A 14,781-nucleotide genomic window follows, 5' to 3' on the forward strand; every position below is an offset into this window, starting at 1 on the left:
GTTGCTATACTCGGAATGCGCGACTTGAATCGTGACGCGCCTAAAGGAGCCGCAACGAGATGATTCTGCAACATTTAGAGACGTTCGTGCGCGTCGTGGACGAGGGCAACTTCACCCGTGCGGGCGAGCTGCTGAATTTGAGCCAGCCCGCGGTCACGCGCCAGGTGGCGGCGCTGGAGCGCGAGCTGGGCGCCACGCTGGTCGAGCGCGGCGGCCGCGGCCTGCACCTCACGGCGATGGGCCAAAGCGTCTACCAGCACGCGCACCACATCCTGGCGCAGGTGGAGAATCTGAAGACGGACGTGACCTCGCTGGCCGACCCGGAGCGGGGCGAGGTCTCGATCGCCTGCGTCACCACGGTCGGGCTGTTCACCCTGCCGCGGCTGCTGGCCGAGTTTCGCGCCGCCTATCCCAACGTGCGGCTCCGCGTCTGGTCGGCCCGCGCCGACGGCGTGCTCGACCGCCTGCTCGAAGGTAACGCCGACCTCGGCCTGACCAGCACGCCCGTGGCCCACCCGCGGCTGGAGTCGACGGCGCTGTTCGAGGACCAGATCATCGCCGTCGCCGCGCCGGCCTACGCGGCCGGGCTGCTGGACCCCATCCCGCTGGCGGAGTTCTCGCAGCTCGACATGATCCTCTTCCAGGCGCCGTCGCGCTTCCGCACGCACGTCGATGCGGAGCTGGAGCAGGCGGGCGTCTATCCGCGCATCACGATGGAGTTCGACAGCCACGAGGCGGTGCGCACGGCGGCGCAGATGGGCTACGGCGTGGGTATGGTGCCACGCCAGGCGGTGGCCGCGGAGCTGGCGGCGGGGGCGCTGGTCGAGCTGCGCGTTGCCGGCCTGCCGCGGATCACGCGGACCACCTGCCTGGTGGTGCCGCGCCGCGGCGCCCCGCCGCCGCCGGCAGTGGCGAACTTCATCCGCTTGCTGCTCGCCCGCTACGGCCACGGGGTGCGAGGGAACAGGGCGGCGCTGCAGCCGGCGGCGACGGTGTAGGCCGCCTCAGCACGGCGGCGGGCTGCGACTTTTGGCGACGTGCTGCGTCCTTTTCTGTGCCGGGGCACGCCTCTCGCGTGCGGCCGCCGCGGATGGCTTCAATGCGCAGTCATAGGACTCGCCTGCTGCTCTGCTTCGCGACGGCTTGTGCCGCGCTGATCGTGGCGCTCGCGCTTGCCGGCGGGAGCGGCCCGCCACGGGCGGCCGGCCAGCCGCAACCGTCGCTCACGCCGGAGAACCAGATCACGATTCCGGGCGGCCGCACGCTGGCGCCGGGCGAAGACGTGACCTTCGTGCCGCCGCCGCCCGCGCCCCTGCCAACGCCGGCGCCGGGTGCTCCGCCGATCCGAGCGCACTTTTCGGCCGTGACCGTGCACGTCATCAATGGATCGCCAGGCCGCGTGTTCGTTTCGCTCGGGGCGCCCGACTTCACCGTGACCGCCTTTGAGGATGCGCTGGTCCAGCTGCAGACTTCGTATCCCTCCGAGTTCGTTCCCGGCGGCGTGCCCGGCCTCGGCTTCTGCGGCGCCGACGACGCGCGCGGCAACGTCGTGCGCTGCCGCGCCCGGCTCGCGACGATGTTCCCGTCAGGCGCCCTTGAGGTAGCCGTCACCACGGTCCCGGAAGACGCCGCGATACAGGAGTCCGCGCTGGCCCCTGGCGACACGGTGCATTGGATCTATCCAGCGGCGGACGGGGCGGCCGAAAGGCTGTCGCCCGCGCTTTCCGTGGCCAACGACGCCAAACAGCCGCTGACTGCCGCCTGGGACGGCGCGAAGCTGACGGCCGCGACCGACGCGGACGTGGCGCTCACCGCCGGCCTGCAGGCGCCTGGCCTGCCCGTCGACCAGTGGCCGCCATCGAGTCTCTGCGCGGAGGCGCCGGAAGCGCCGAATGCGCTGAGTTGCGACCTGAGCGGTTACCTGCAGGTCGACGCAACTATCCGCTCGCTGCCCCGGGCGCCTCGGAGCGTGCCGCAACTCGCCTATCGTGACCGCTTCGGCGATGGCGTGCTCTCGATCACGCCCGTCGGTCCGGACGTGGCGCCGGGCGGCGAGGCCGTCAACGTGACGGTCGACGCCGGCGGCCGCTCCTTCGCCGGGCAGGGCGCGCTGCGTCCGGGTGGGCCGGGCGGGCAGTTTGCGCTGAGCTTCAGCGCAAATGACGATGCCGGCGCCGCCTACCTGTTCACCGGCGAGTTGAAGCCGTTCGGCGACACGTTCGCGGCCCGCGGCTCCTGGCTCGGCCTCGCCACGCCTCACACCGTCGGCAGCTGGCAGGCAGGAGATGCGGACGCGGCGCAGGTGTCCGCCTTCGCCGTGCCGATCAGCTATACGACGCGCACTCCGGACGATCCGAACTTCAGCTTCCCCGGCATGGGACTGCCGTTCCTGAGCGACGAGCTTGTCGGATTCGACCCGCCGGGAAGCGGGGCGCATCCGGTCGCACCGCCAACCATCGCCGTGGCCGGCCAAACTATCGGCCTTCAGGCGATCACCACGGCGCCGCTGGTCGGCAGCCGCTACACCTATGACTTCGACTTCGGCGACGGCAGCGTCGACACGGGCGACACACGCCAAACCGTACCCCACGTCTACCAGGCCGCCGGCGTCTACACGATCGTCGCCGTCCTGACCGACGAGAGCGGTGTCCAGGCCTTCGGCGCGACGCGGATCCGCATCGCGCCGGTGCCGTAGCCGCACGCAGGCGAGGACGACGCTCCCGCGGTCAGTTGCCCTTCCGCAAATGGGATACGCTGGAGGTGAGCCACGCGACCGCGCGTGGCCGCAGCGCCCGGAAAGGCCAGCGACGTGGTTGCCGGAACCAATCCCCTGATGTCGCCCGAGAATTTGGACAATCCCTACCCGCTCTACGCCCTGGCACGGCAGTTTGAGCCGTTCTCCTTTCAGCCGGAGATGCAGGCGTGGAACGCGTTCCTGTACGAAGACTGCCGCGCGATCCTGCGTGACCCGCGGCGGTTCTCCAGCGACTTTCAGCGCAACCTGCCGCCCGCCGAACGCGCCACCACCAGCATCCTCAACCTCGACCCGCCGCGCCACACGCAGCTGCGCGAGCTGGTCAACCGCGCCTTCACGCCGCGCATGGTGCAGCAACTGGCGCCACGCATCCGCGCGATTACGGACGAGCTGCTGGCGGCCGTGGAACCGAGCGGCCGCACCGACCTGATTCACGACCTCGCCTATCCGCTGCCGGTGATCGTGATCGCCGAGATCCTGGGCGTGCCGCCGGAGGACCGCGCGGACTTCAAGCGCTGGTCGGATGTGATCGCGGCGAGCCTCGGCACCGGCCTTGGAGCCGAAGGCGAGGACGAGGCGATGGGCGCGCGCGAAGTGCCCGAACAGACGATCACGGAGATGAGCGCCTACTTCGGCGCCGTGGTCGACGCGCGCGAGCGGGAGCCGCGGCAGGACCTGATCAGCGCCCTGATCGCGGCGGAGATCGAAGGCCAGAAGCTGACGCGCGACGAAATCCTGACCTTTTGCATCCTCTTGCTCGTCGCCGGCAACGAGACGACGACCAACCTGATCGGCAATGCCGTGCGCACGCTGCTGGAGCAGCCCGCGGCCCTTGCGCGGCTGCGCGCCGGCGCGACGCTCTGGCCCTCGGCGGTGGAAGAGGTGCTGCGCTACCGCCCGCCCGTGCAGGCCACCGTGCGCCTGACGACCGAGGATACGGAGCTGCGCCGCCAGGCGATGAAGGCCGGGCAGGTGGTGATCGTCTGGCTGGCCTCCGCCAACCGCGACGCCGACGAGTTCCCCAACCCGGACACGTTTGACATCGCCCGCTCGCCCAACCGGCACCTGAGCTTCGGCCAGGGCATCCACTTCTGCCTCGGTGCGCCGCTGGCGCGGCTCGAGGCCGCGATCGCGCTGGACGAGATCGGCCGGCGTCTGCCCAACCTGCGCCGGGCGGACGCCGCGCCGCTGGAGCAGGTGCCCGGCTTTATCATGCACGGCGTCAAGCACCTGCCGCTGGCGTTCGATCGGCGAAACGGTCGAGACTGAGCGCGCTCGCGCCGGCCCCGCTCCGCGGCCGTCCATCTTTCCGTGCCGACGCCCGCGGGCTTACGATGATCGCAGGGTGTTGGCTCGGTGGAGGAGGGAATCCGTCATGGCCGTCATCATTTACATCGCCTGCCTCGCGGCGCTCGTCTGGGGCGGCTGGCGCGTGGCCCAGTACCGCCGGGGCCAGCTCGACTACCCGCACGGCAACGAACGCCGTCGCCGGCAACTGGTCGTGCAAACGCACTCGTATCTCGCCCTCGCCGGCGGCGCCAGCGCCGTGGTCGCGCTGATCTTCCTCTTCGGCCACAAGCTCTCCGGCGGCGCGGGCGTGCTGCTGCTGGTGCTCGGCGCGCTGGCCCTAATCGGCGCCGGCGCAAGCATCGTCAGCTCGCCCACGGCGTCCGATTGGGAGTAACCGCAAAGCGCGGCCGGCTGGCCTGCACCCGTAGCCGTGTGCCATGCTCAGCGGGGCGGCCTGCCGCCCGAGGTGCAGTGTGACCGCTGATCAGGGCACGGGCGCGAACAGCGCCATCCCGGGTGACGCCGTCGTGCTGGCGCACAGCTCCGATCTGCACCTCGCTTCGGAGACGCGGCACGAGGACGACCTCGCGCGGCTGCAGGGCGTGCTCGAGGCAGCGCTGGCGGCGGGGGCCGACGCGCTGCTGTTGGCGGGCGACATCTTCGACCACAACCGCGTCAAGCTGCCGCTGATCGACGCCGTTGGCCGCCGCCTGCAGGATGCGGCGCTGCCGGTGATTATTCTGCCCGGCAACCACGACTGCCTTGCCGCCGGCTCCGTCTACCGCCGCGGCGGGCTGGGCGAGCTGCCCAACGTCGAGGTGCTCGGCATCACCGTGGACGAGCTGCTGCCGCTGGCCGGCCTTGACCTCGAAGTCTGGGGGAGGCCGCACCCCGATCACGTGGACATGGCGCCGCTGCGCGAGCCTGCGCCGCGTGGCTCGGCGCGCTGGCGCGTGGCGATCGCGCACGGGCACTGGGTCAGCGGCCCGCAGGACCTGCACCGCTCCTGGCTGATTCACCAGGAGGAGCTGGACGCGCTGCAAGCCGACTACCTTGCCCTTGGCCACTGGGACCTGGCGACGAAGATCGGCGCCGGCGCACTGCCCGCCTACTACTCCGGCTCGCCCGACCTCGCGAAGACGATCAACCTGGTGCGGCTGAGCGCGGGCGGCGTCGAGGTGACGCGCATGCCGCTGCCGGCCAGCACGAACGGCGGGGCGGACGATGGGCGACGCGGCGCCTGAGGTTCTGCGTCCGGATCTCTTCGCCGGGCGAGCGGCGATCGTCACCGGCGGCGGCAGCGGCATCGGCCGGGTGATCGCGCGGCGCTTCGCGGCGCTGGGCGCCGGCGTCGCCGTGGCGGGCCGGCACATCGAGACGCTGGGCGAGACGCGAGCGCAGATCGAAGCCGCGGGCGGGCTCTGCCAGGCGCTGGCGACGGACATCCGCGACGTGGCGCAGGTCGAGGCGCTGGTCGCAGGCGCGATCGAGCGCTTTGGCCGCGTCGACTTCCTGATCAACAACGCCGGTGGCCAGTTCCCGGCGCGGCCTTCGCAGATCTCGGACCGCGGCTGGCGCTCGGTGATCGACCTGAACCTCAACGGCACCTGGAACATGTGCAGCCGCGTCGGGCCGCGCCTGGTGGCGCAGGAGTTCGGCGCGATCGTCAACGTCGTGCACGTGTACGCGCTGGAACGCGGCGCCTACTTCTTCGCCCACTCCGGCGCGGCGCGAGCCGGCGTCATCAACCTGACTCGCACGCTGGCGAACTACTGGGGCCGCCACAACGTCACCGTCAACGCGCTGGCGCCGGGCAACGTGGACACGACCGGGATGCGCGAGAAGGAACTGGCGCAGGCGGGCTTCGACGCGGCGTCGGAAGCCGCAAACCTCGCCTCGGTGCCCGCGCACCGCTACGCCTCACCGGAGGAAGTGGCGGAGCTGTGCGCCTTCCTCTGCTCGCCGGCGGCGCGCTTCGTCAACGGCGCCGTGCTGGTCGCGGACGGCGGGCAACTGCTGCACAACTGGCCGGAGCCGGCCGGCTGGGAGATGGAGCGGCCCTGAACGCGGCCCCGGCGATCAGCGCCGGCCCGCGGCCGTGCGATCGCTGATGCGGTGCAGGGAACGCGCCGGTGCCGCGGGCGCAGCCGCCGTCGGTCCCGCCGACTCACCGGCCGAGCCTGCAGACGGAACCACGCCCGCTTCCGGCGCGGTGGCGCGCGGTTGGCTGCCGCTGCGCAGGAAGCCGGCGAAGATGATGGAGATGCCGAGGATCTCGCCGGCGTAGAGAAACTCGCCGTGCCCGAAGGCCTCGAGCGAGCCGGCGCTGGCGATGACGATAGCGCCACCGGCAATGAGGAGGTTGGCGATCACGCGGTTGCCGGCGCGCCGGCGCCGGTCCAGCCGCACGTCGAGATAGAGGATCGCGCTCCAGATCGCGCCGCCCACCAGCAGGAGCGTGCCGTAGATGTTGAGCAACGCGGCGTCGGCGCGCAGATCGGCCGGCAGGCTCGTGGCGCGTGGTGTAACCTTGCCGGCCGGCGGCAGGATCTCGCCCAGGTGCAGCGGCACGGTGAAGATGCGCAGCGTGGCCACGGCCGACACGAGCAACAAGACGGCGAAGATGATCCGGGCGGCGCGGCGCGGCAGCAGCAGGAAGGCCGTGCCCTGGCCGAGGTAGGCCGCGGTGAGCAGGCCGCCGGAGAGATACCAGATGCGGAAGGCCGGCGTGCTCCAGCCCCAGCCCTCAGCCACGAACTGGGCGCTGGTGGCGGCGCCGTAACAGAGCAGAGCGACCGCCCAGACGAGCCGATGCAGCCTTCGCCGCCGCCGGTACTGCCAGAGCACGGCGCCAGCGAAGGCGAAGGTGATCAGGCTTGCCAGGAGCGAGATCGCGACTGACATGGCTCCGGCCTGGCGCGGGCGGGCCAGACTCCCGCCGTGCGCGTTGAGCATGCTCCGTCTTCGCATTTTACCGCGCCCGCGGGAGCCGGCGCGAGGTGGAGGGTCCGACGCGTCGGCGTTCGCTGGCGGCAGCGCGAACGCCGATGCTACGATCGCGGCGCTGGCGAGCGGCGGAACGGGGAAGAGATGAGGCGGCGGGGATTCGGCGGACTGCTCCTCGGCGGAGGGCTGGCGGTGGCGGCCATGGCCGCGGGGTGCGCCGTGAATCCGCAGGCGCCGCGCAACGAGCCCGGCGGCACGCCGGCGCCGGCCGGCAGCCTGCCCTGCCTCGGCGGGCTGCGCGCCTACCGCTTCAGCGGAGAATTGAAGTTCAACGCCGGCCAGGGCCAGGCGCGCAACCAGGTCGGCTCCCTGGCCAACCTCTTGCAGGACGTGCAGTTTGAGGGCGCCCACCGCGCCCCGGCGGCGACGCAACTGCAGGTCAGCTTCCCGCAGGGCGCCAGCCAGGACGTGGAGACGATCCGCATCGGCGGCACGCAGTACCAACGCGTGGGCGGCGGCGCCTGGGAGACGGCGAACGGCAGCGCCGGGCCGTTTGTGGCGGCCCTCGCCGGCCTCGATCCGCAAACGCTCTGCGAGCAGACGCTCGGCACGGTCAGCACCGCCGGCAAGGCGCCCGTGGCCGAGACGCTGAACGGCGTGCCGGCCCAGCACTACAGCTTCGCCCCCGGCGAGCTGGCGCGCACGCCGGGGCTCTTCGGCCAGGGCCGCGAGGGCGTCAACAATCAGCAGTCGTCCACGTCGCTCGACGTCTGGACCGCGGGCGGCAACCGCTATCCGCTGCGCATCGACGTGCAGAACCGCGACCCCGCCGACGGCAGCTCCTTCCAGCTCTCGCTCGACGTGCGCGACCCGAACGGCGGCGACATCGCCATCAAGGCGCCGCGCTGATGGCGGGCGTGATCGTCGTTGCGATCCTGCTGGCGATCGTCGTCGTCGGCGGACTGATCAGCTACCGCCAAACCCTGGGCCGCGGACCGTACGGCGGCTCGATGCACGGGGCGGTGAGCGTCGGTTCGCTGCTGGGCGTCTTCCTGGGCCTGACGGCAGGCCTGGCGACGCTGCTGATCGTGTTGCTGGTCCGCGCGCTGCGCTGAGGTGCATGGCGGTCCCAGCCCGTGGCCGCGGCTAGAGCAGGCGGCGGATCGGCTTGCGGCCGGGGCGCGGGTCGTAGTTGGACTTGAACATCTCGATCTTGTCGCGCTCGATCAGGTATTTGCCGGCGAAGAGCACCGCCGGGACTTTGCCCTGCTTGATCAGGCGCCGCAGGCTCTGCGGGTGGATGGCCAGCACGCGGGCGGCCTCGACCAGGTCGAGGTAGTTCTCGAACGGTGTCGCCATGGGGGGCTTCCTCGTTGCGAATCTGCTCAAGCGCGTGCGCCATAGTAACACCGGTGTCAAGTACAAACAACGCCGTCAGATGCGTTGCCGGCGCCGCTTCTTCAACGCTTCGGCTCGCTTCAGCACCGCATTGCGGTAGATTTGCGCAAGGTTGGCGCCGTGCGTCTGCATCTCGCGGCGCTTGCGGGCGCGCCGCTCCGGGCGCGTCTCATCAGCTCGATCATCGCTCACGGCAGCGTCCCTTCCACCGGTGATGCGCTCATCGTACGCGGCAGCAGTTGCCATGCGGGCCGTCATCCCAGACGCAGTGAGCGGTACGCCGCGGCGCGCCCTGACGATGACTGCCGGCCCGACACGCATGCGGAACGTGCTGCCGATGATCGCCCCTCCCTCCCGATCATTTATATCGCGTGGAAGGCGAAGCTTAATCCCCAGAGGGAGAGGGGCAGGGGGTCGGGGGCACTCGTCGTTACGTCGCCTCGGTCCGGCCGTGCGGCGGATTGCGTGCTATCCTCGTGCCACCATGTATGTCATCGGTACCGCCGGCCACGTCGATCACGGCAAATCGACGCTTGTGCAGGCGCTCACCGGCATCGACCCCGACCGGCTCCGCGAGGAGAAGGAGCGGGGCATGACGATCGACCTCGGCTTCGCCTGGCTGAAGCTGCCGGGCGGCGAAGAGGTCAGCATCGTCGACGTGCCGGGCCACGAGCGCTTCATCAAGAACATGCTGGCCGGCGTCGGCGGCATCGACATCGCCCTGCTCGTCGTGGCGGCGGACGAGGGCGTGATGCCGCAGACACGCGAGCACCTGGCGATCCTCGATCTGCTTCAGGTGAAAACGGGCGTTGTCGCCGTGACCAAGGCCGACCTGGTCGAGGCCGACTGGCTGGAGCTGGTGCAGGCGGACATCGCCGACACGCTGGCGGGCACGAGCCTGGCCGGCGCGCCGCTCGTGGCCTGCTCCGCGGTCACGCGCGAGGGGCTGCCGGAGCTGCTGGCGGCGCTGGAAGCCGCGCTGGCGAGGACGGAGCCGAAGCGCGACATCGGCCGGCCGCGCCTGGCGATCGATCGGGTGTTCAGCGTCGCCGGCTTCGGCACGGTCGTCACCGGCACACTGATCGACGGCATGCTGCGCGCCGGGCAAGAGGTCGTGGTCGAGCCGGGCGGCCTGCGCTCGCGCGTGCGCGGCCTGCAGTCGCACAAGCACAAGGTGGAGCGATCGGAACCCGGCAGCCGCACGGCCGTCAACCTCGGCAACGTCGGCACCGATGAGCTGCACCGCGGCCTGGTGCTGACCACGCCCGGCTGGCTCATGCCCACCACGGCCGTGGACGTGCGCCTGCGCATGACCGCCGACGCCACCCACCCGCTGCGACACAACGCGCAGACGACGTTCCACAGCGGCTCGGCCGAGGCGCCGGCGCGCGTGCGCCTGCTCGACGCCGACGAGCTGCCTCCCGGCGGCGAAGGCTGGGCGCAGGTACGGCTGTTCGAGCCGGTGGCCGTGGCGCGCGGGGACGGCTTCGTGCTGCGCTCTCCCAACGAGACGCTGGGCGGCGGCACGGTCGTGGACGTGCACGCCCGCCGGCATCGCCGCCGGCACGAGGCGACATTGGCCTCGCTCGCCTCTTTAGAACGTGGCTCGCCCGAAGAGAGCCTCTATGAGGTGCTGGCGCGCCACGAGCCGGCGGCGCTGGACCTGTTGGTGCGCGAGACGAGCCTTGGCGCTGCGGGCGTGCGTGCGGCGCTGGCGAAGCTGCTTGAAGCGGGCCGCGCCGTACGCATCGGCGGCGACGGCGATGAAACGCCCGGCCCGAACGCGGCGCTGTACACGCTGGCGGGCTATCAACGGCTGACGGAGCGGGCGCTGGCCGCGGTGGCCGCCTTCCTCAAAGAGCACAGCCTGCGCGCGGGTATGCCGCGCGAGGAACTGAAGAGCCGGCTCGGCCTCAATCCGCGCCTGTTCAACGGCCTGCTGGAGCACTGGCTCGCCCGCGGCGACCTGGCCGAGCGCGGCGCCACGGTCGCCCCGCCCGAGCACGCCGTCGCGCTCAACGCGGCACAGAAGGCGGAGTCCGATCGCTTCCTCGCGGCGCTGCGGGCGCATCCGTACGCGCCGGCGCCGGACCACCTGCCCGAGCGCGAGTTGATCGCCTATCTGGCGGAGAGCGGCGCCGTTGTGCCGGTGGCCGAAGGCATCGTCTTCGACGCCGCGGCCTACCGGCTGATGGTGGATGGCATCGTCGCCCACCTGAAGCGGCATCCGGCGATCACCCTGGCGCAGGTGCGCGACCTGTTCGGCACCAGCCGCCGCTACGCGCAGGCGCTGCTCGAACACCTGGACGACAAGCGTGTCACGCGGCGCCTGGGCGACGAGCGCGTGCTGCGCAGCCCGGAAGGGGCCGTGCATTGACGCTGGACCTGGTCAAAGTCGCCGCCAGCCTGCCGGAACTGGTCGAACGCGCGCGGCTCGAACAGGCGCAGAACGCGGCGCGCATGGAGCGGGCGCTAGCGCTGCTGCGCGCGGCCGCCGAGGCGCCGGCCGCCTTCGCCGAGCGCGTCGAGCGGGCGGAGACCTCGTGGTCGCTGGCGCTGCCGCACACAGAGCGCCTCGACGCGGCGATCGCGCCGCCCGCCGCGCCCGCGGACTACGCCGTGCTGGCTGTGGACGGCTCCAGCATCGACGTCGATCGCAACCTGCCCGTCGAGTGCTACGTGCTCAACTTCGGCTGGATGTCGCTGCAGTACGGCGGCAGCCCCTTCGCCGATTTCAACACCCGCGCCGAGCTGCAGCCGACGGGCGACGAGCTGTTCCTGCGCGACGCCAGCGACCCGAGCCGCGAGGCCGCGATCCGCGGCGCGGTGCTGGACGTGGTGCGCGGCGTGCGCGAGCTGGCGCTGCTGGCCGAACTGGCCGAGACCGTTTGCCCCAGCGACCGGCCGCTGCTGGCGCTGCTCGATGGCAACCTGGCGCTGTGGAACCTGGAGAAGCGCTACGTGCCGCCCCTGATCGCGGAAGACCTGAAGCACGGCGAGCGCGGCACCTTGCAGGCGCTCAGGCGGCTGGAACGGCTGGTGCAGGACGGCCGCGCCGTGTTCAGCGGCTACGTCAGCCGCAGCGGCGCAAGCAACGTGGTCAACAGCCTGCGCCTGCTGGAATGCCCGATGCGCCCGGCGGTGCAGTGCCGCGCCTGTCCCGGCCGCGAGACGGGCGAGCGGCCCTGCGACGCGGCCGGCCTGCCGGACGACGCGGCGCTGATGCTGCGCCTGCTGCAGCCCTGGCAGCGCAGCGCCGTCTTCCTGCCGCATCGCTCGACCGGCGACCAGACGGCGGAGCGCTGGTACGAGCAGGAAGGCCACCGCATCGCCTTCTTTTACCTGCGCGCCGGCGACGAGATCGCGCGTGTCGAACTGCCGTTGTGGATGGCGGAAGAGCATTCGCGGCTGGAGCTGCTGCACGCGCTGCTGGTGCGGCAGGCGCAAAGCGGCGCGAACTACCCGGTGGCCCTACAGGAGGCCCACGAGCAAGCCGTGATCTCGACAACGGACCGCATGGCCTTCTCCGCCCTGATCGCGCGCGAGTGCGAGCTGCACGGCATCCCCTGGCTGACTTCGTCCAAGGCGCTGAGCAAGCGGGTGCGTGGGATATGACGAGGGCAGGCACGGCGCGGCCGCGTCGGACCAGCGGGGCGCCCAACCAGGATTGGGCGCCCCGGCAGCACTGCGATAGGCGGCGAGCGAGATGAAGCGTGACGTGAATCCCGAGCGCGAGCGGCAGTCCGGCTGGGCCGTGCAACCGCACCGGCAGGAGCCGGAGCCGGACGAGCGCGATGACGACTACGACGACGAAGACGGCGGCGAGCCGATCGCCTGGGAGTACGTGCTGCTCACGGGCATCACGGGCGACACGGCGGGCGCCTTCGGCACAGTCTCGCCGCGCTGCGTCTGGCTGACGAAGGACGGACCGGAGCTGATCTCCGACTTCAGCGACCGCGACCGCAACACGGCCGAGACCGACGCGGTGCTCGCAGCCATCGCCGACCTGGGCGAGCAGGGCTGGGAGATGGTCGGAGCGCCGTGGAACGGCCTGCTCTTCTTCAAGCGGCCGAAAGAATAGCGCTCGCAGGGAACGCCGATGACCGCCTTCGCCCCAAGCGCCCGCTACGGCCGCGTGATCCGTGCCTCGATCGACCGCTTCTGGGCCGAGTGCTTCGCGCGCGACGCGGCGCCGCCGCTGGGGCTGCTCGTGGCCGTCGAGGATATCGACGAGCCGGTCTTCGGCATCGTCGCCGGTGTGCTGACTGAAGGCATCGACCCCTCACGCCGCATCACCGCCCGCGGCGAGCCGGAGCACGACCTGCGGCGCGTGCTGGACGAAAATCCGCACGTGCCCGCGCTGCTGGCCACGACGTTCGAGACGGTGGTGGTCGGCCACGCGCGCGACGGCCTGATGCGCCAGTACCTGCCGGCGGCGCCGCCGCCGATCCTCGCCCGCGTGCGCGGCTGCAGCGAAGACGAGTGCAGCGAGTTCATGCGCTCGTTCGACTTCCTGCGCCTGCTGCTGGCCGCCGGTCTCTTCGCCGACGATGTGATCGCCGCCGCGCTGCGCCTGGCGGCCGCAGCGCAGCCCGACCGCCGCGGCTTTCTCGTGCGCGCGGGCAAGGCGCTGACGCCGCTGCTCGCCGACGACGCCACCCGCCTGCAGGCCATTTTGCGGAGGATGCAGCCATGAACGGGCACGGCAGCGACGGCCGCCCCGCACTTTCGCTCGTGGCGCTGGACCGGCCGACGATCTTCTCGCCGCTCGGCTCCGTGGTCGGCGGCTCGCTCACCGCCGGACTCGAGGTGCGGCTCGACGCCGAGGTCGACGTGGAGGAGATGGCTGCCGGCCGGTATGTCACGGTGGAGGCGCAGGACCAGCTCTTCTTCGGCATGATCACGGACGTCGAACTGCGCACCACGCTCTCGGCGCTGACCGAGACGCCGCCCGGCGAGGACGATGACTTCCTGCGCGAGGTTTACCGCGGCACCGCCGCCTTTGCCGTGCTGCACATCACGCCGATGCTGCGCGTCTCCGCCGTCGAGAACAACGCGCCGGAGCCGGTCAAGACCGTGCCGGGCCACTTCTCCCGTGTGCGCGAGGCGACGCAGGGCGAGGTCGAACGCATCTTCGGCGCCGAAGACGCCGAGCACTTCGTGATCGGTACGCCGCTCGACATGGACGTGAAGGTCCGGCTCGACTACGAGCGCTTCGTCGAGCGCAGCAACGGCATCTTCGGCAAGAGCGGCACGGGCAAGACGTTTCTGACGCGGCTGGTGCTGCTCAACGTGATCCAAAAGAGTAATGCGCAGCGCGAGGCGAAGAAGAAGGCGGTGCACCTCGTCTTCGACATGCACAACGAGTACGGCTGGGAGGGCACGTACGAGGGCGCGGGCGGCACGGTGAAGGGGCTGAAGCAGCTCGCAGGCTCCTCCGTGGTGGTGTACACGCTGGACGAGGACAGCTCTCGCCGGCGCCGCGTACCGTACGACTCGGCGATCACAATCGGGCACAACGAGATCGACGCCGAGGACATCGCGCTGCTGGCCGAGACCTTGAACCTGACGCAGAACTCGGTGGACGCCTGCCACGCCCTGCAGGCCCGCTTCCGCGAGGGCTGGTTGAAGCAGGCGCTGGCCCTGAGCATGGACGAGGACAGCGCCGACACCGGGTTGCTCAACCAGCTCGCGATCCACGTCGCCACGGTGCGCAACCTGCAGCGCGGCCTCAACAAGCTGCTGCGCAACAAGCCGTTTCTCGTAGAACGGGCGCCGGCCGCCTCGCTCAACGCCATCCTGGGCTCGCTGCTCTCCGGCAAGAGCGTGGTGATCGAGTTCGGCCGCTTCGGCAACGACCTGGACGGCTACATGCTCGTGGCCAACGTGCTTACCCGGCGCATCCACGAGCGCTACCGCGACCTGGTGGAGAAGGCGCTGGGCGAGAAGGGCGAGAAGCCGATCCGGCTGATGATCACGATCGAGGAGGCGCACAAGTTCCTCGACCCGCGCGTGGCCGGGCAGACGATCTTCGGCCAGATCGCGCGCGAGATGCGCAAGTACAATGTCACGCTGCTGATCATCGACCAGCGGCCAAGCGCGATCGAGGGCGAGGTGATGTCGCAACTCGGCACACGCGTGAGCTGCCTGCTGGACAACGAGCGGGACGTGGACGCGGTGCTGGCGGGCGTCTCCGGCAAGAGCGGCCTGCGCGAGGTGCTGGCGCGGCTCGATTCCAAGCAGCAGGCGCTGATCCTGGGCCACGCCGTGCCGATGCCGATCGTGGTCAAGCCCGAGGACTACACCAGCACCTACGAGCGCTGGCTGGAAGACCTCGGCGCCCGCCCGCGCTCCCGCGCATCAGACCTGTATCCGGAAGAGTAGCGTCCGTA

The 14,781-nt window shown here is 71.0% G+C and carries 16 protein-coding genes; 13 read left to right on the plus strand and 3 right to left on the minus strand.

Annotated elements, in window-relative coordinates; genetic code table 11:
- Positions 1-59: 59 nt before the first annotated feature.
- The 6 genes from VKV26_10270 (at position 60) to VKV26_10295 (ending at position 6,109) form a co-directional block, all read left to right on the plus strand.
- Complete coding sequence (locus tag VKV26_10270; protein HLZ70278.1) at positions 60-998, plus strand: LysR family transcriptional regulator; 939 nt, start codon at positions 60-62, stop codon at positions 996-998.
- Between the two features lie 101 nt (positions 999-1,099).
- Positions 1,100-2,695 carry a PKD domain-containing protein gene (locus VKV26_10275; protein ID HLZ70279.1) on the plus strand — a complete coding sequence of 532 codons (1,596 nt, stop codon included), beginning with the start codon at positions 1,100-1,102 and terminating at the stop codon, positions 2,693-2,695.
- A gap of 114 nt (positions 2,696-2,809) precedes the next feature.
- The gene (locus VKV26_10280) at positions 2,810-4,024 is read left to right on the plus strand and encodes a cytochrome P450 (GenBank protein ID HLZ70280.1); all 1,215 of its coding nucleotides are present in this window, start codon (positions 2,810-2,812) and stop codon (positions 4,022-4,024) included.
- A 106-nt stretch (positions 4,025-4,130) separates the two neighbouring features.
- A complete protein-coding gene (locus VKV26_10285; protein HLZ70281.1) occupies positions 4,131-4,439 on the plus strand; it encodes a hypothetical protein in 309 nt (102 codons plus the stop codon).
- A gap of 79 nt (positions 4,440-4,518) precedes the next feature.
- Positions 4,519-5,289 carry a metallophosphoesterase gene (locus tag VKV26_10290; GenBank protein HLZ70282.1) on the plus strand — a complete coding sequence of 257 codons (771 nt, stop codon included), beginning with the start codon at positions 4,519-4,521 and terminating at the stop codon, positions 5,287-5,289.
- Complete coding sequence (locus VKV26_10295; protein HLZ70283.1) at positions 5,270-6,109, plus strand: SDR family oxidoreductase; 840 nt, start codon at positions 5,270-5,272, stop codon at positions 6,107-6,109. The genes VKV26_10290 and VKV26_10295 overlap by 20 nt, the downstream gene beginning before the upstream one ends.
- Positions 6,110-6,124: 15 nt before the next feature.
- Here VKV26_10295 and VKV26_10300 read toward each other — a convergent pair whose 3' ends face one another.
- A complete protein-coding gene (locus VKV26_10300) occupies positions 6,125-6,949 on the minus strand; it encodes a hypothetical protein (protein HLZ70284.1) in 825 nt (274 codons plus the stop codon).
- A 234-nt stretch (positions 6,950-7,183) separates the two neighbouring features.
- Here VKV26_10300 and VKV26_10305 point away from each other — a divergent pair, with 234 nt between their 5' ends.
- Together VKV26_10305 and VKV26_10310 are read left to right on the plus strand one after the other, a co-directional pair.
- On the plus strand, positions 7,184-7,900 hold the full coding sequence (locus VKV26_10305) for a hypothetical protein (protein HLZ70285.1): 717 nt from the start codon (positions 7,184-7,186) through the stop codon (positions 7,898-7,900).
- The gene (locus VKV26_10310) at positions 7,900-8,106 is read left to right on the plus strand and encodes a hypothetical protein (GenBank protein HLZ70286.1); all 207 of its coding nucleotides are present in this window, start codon (positions 7,900-7,902) and stop codon (positions 8,104-8,106) included. The genes VKV26_10305 and VKV26_10310 overlap by 1 nt, the downstream gene beginning before the upstream one ends.
- 31 nt (positions 8,107-8,137) lie before the next feature.
- On the opposite strand, the gene VKV26_10315 is transcribed toward VKV26_10310, so the two are convergent.
- Positions 8,138-8,350 (minus strand): helix-turn-helix domain-containing protein, encoded by a 213-nt coding sequence (locus VKV26_10315; protein HLZ70287.1) that lies wholly within the window; start codon positions 8,348-8,350, stop codon positions 8,138-8,140.
- 75 nt (positions 8,351-8,425) lie between these two features.
- Positions 8,426-8,581 carry a hypothetical protein gene (locus tag VKV26_10320; protein ID HLZ70288.1) on the minus strand — a complete coding sequence of 52 codons (156 nt, stop codon included), beginning with the start codon at positions 8,579-8,581 and terminating at the stop codon, positions 8,426-8,428.
- Between the two features lie 292 nt (positions 8,582-8,873).
- Here VKV26_10320 and selB point away from each other — a divergent pair, with 292 nt between their 5' ends.
- The 5 genes from selB (at position 8,874) to VKV26_10345 (ending at position 14,773) form a co-directional block, all read left to right on the plus strand.
- Positions 8,874-10,766: a selenocysteine-specific translation elongation factor gene (gene selB, locus VKV26_10325; GenBank protein HLZ70289.1), complete on the plus strand. Its 1,893-nt coding sequence runs from the start codon at positions 8,874-8,876 to the stop codon at positions 10,764-10,766.
- Complete coding sequence (locus VKV26_10330; GenBank protein HLZ70290.1) at positions 10,763-12,004, plus strand: DNA double-strand break repair nuclease NurA; 1,242 nt, start codon at positions 10,763-10,765, stop codon at positions 12,002-12,004. Before selB ends, VKV26_10330 begins: the two co-directional genes overlap by 4 nt.
- Positions 12,005-12,095: 91 nt before the next feature.
- The gene (locus tag VKV26_10335) at positions 12,096-12,470 is read left to right on the plus strand and encodes a hypothetical protein (GenBank protein ID HLZ70291.1); all 375 of its coding nucleotides are present in this window, start codon (positions 12,096-12,098) and stop codon (positions 12,468-12,470) included.
- An 18-nt stretch (positions 12,471-12,488) separates the two neighbouring features.
- Complete coding sequence (locus VKV26_10340) at positions 12,489-13,085, plus strand: hypothetical protein (GenBank protein ID HLZ70292.1); 597 nt, start codon at positions 12,489-12,491, stop codon at positions 13,083-13,085.
- Positions 13,082-14,773, plus strand: coding sequence for a DUF87 domain-containing protein (locus VKV26_10345; protein ID HLZ70293.1), 1,692 nt, complete (start codon positions 13,082-13,084; stop codon positions 14,771-14,773). The genes VKV26_10340 and VKV26_10345 overlap by 4 nt, the downstream gene beginning before the upstream one ends.
- Positions 14,774-14,781: the final 8 nt, after the last annotated feature.

Source organism: Dehalococcoidia bacterium (assembly GCA_035310145.1).
Lineage (GTDB): Bacteria > Chloroflexota > Dehalococcoidia > CAUJGQ01 > CAUJGQ01 > CALFMN01.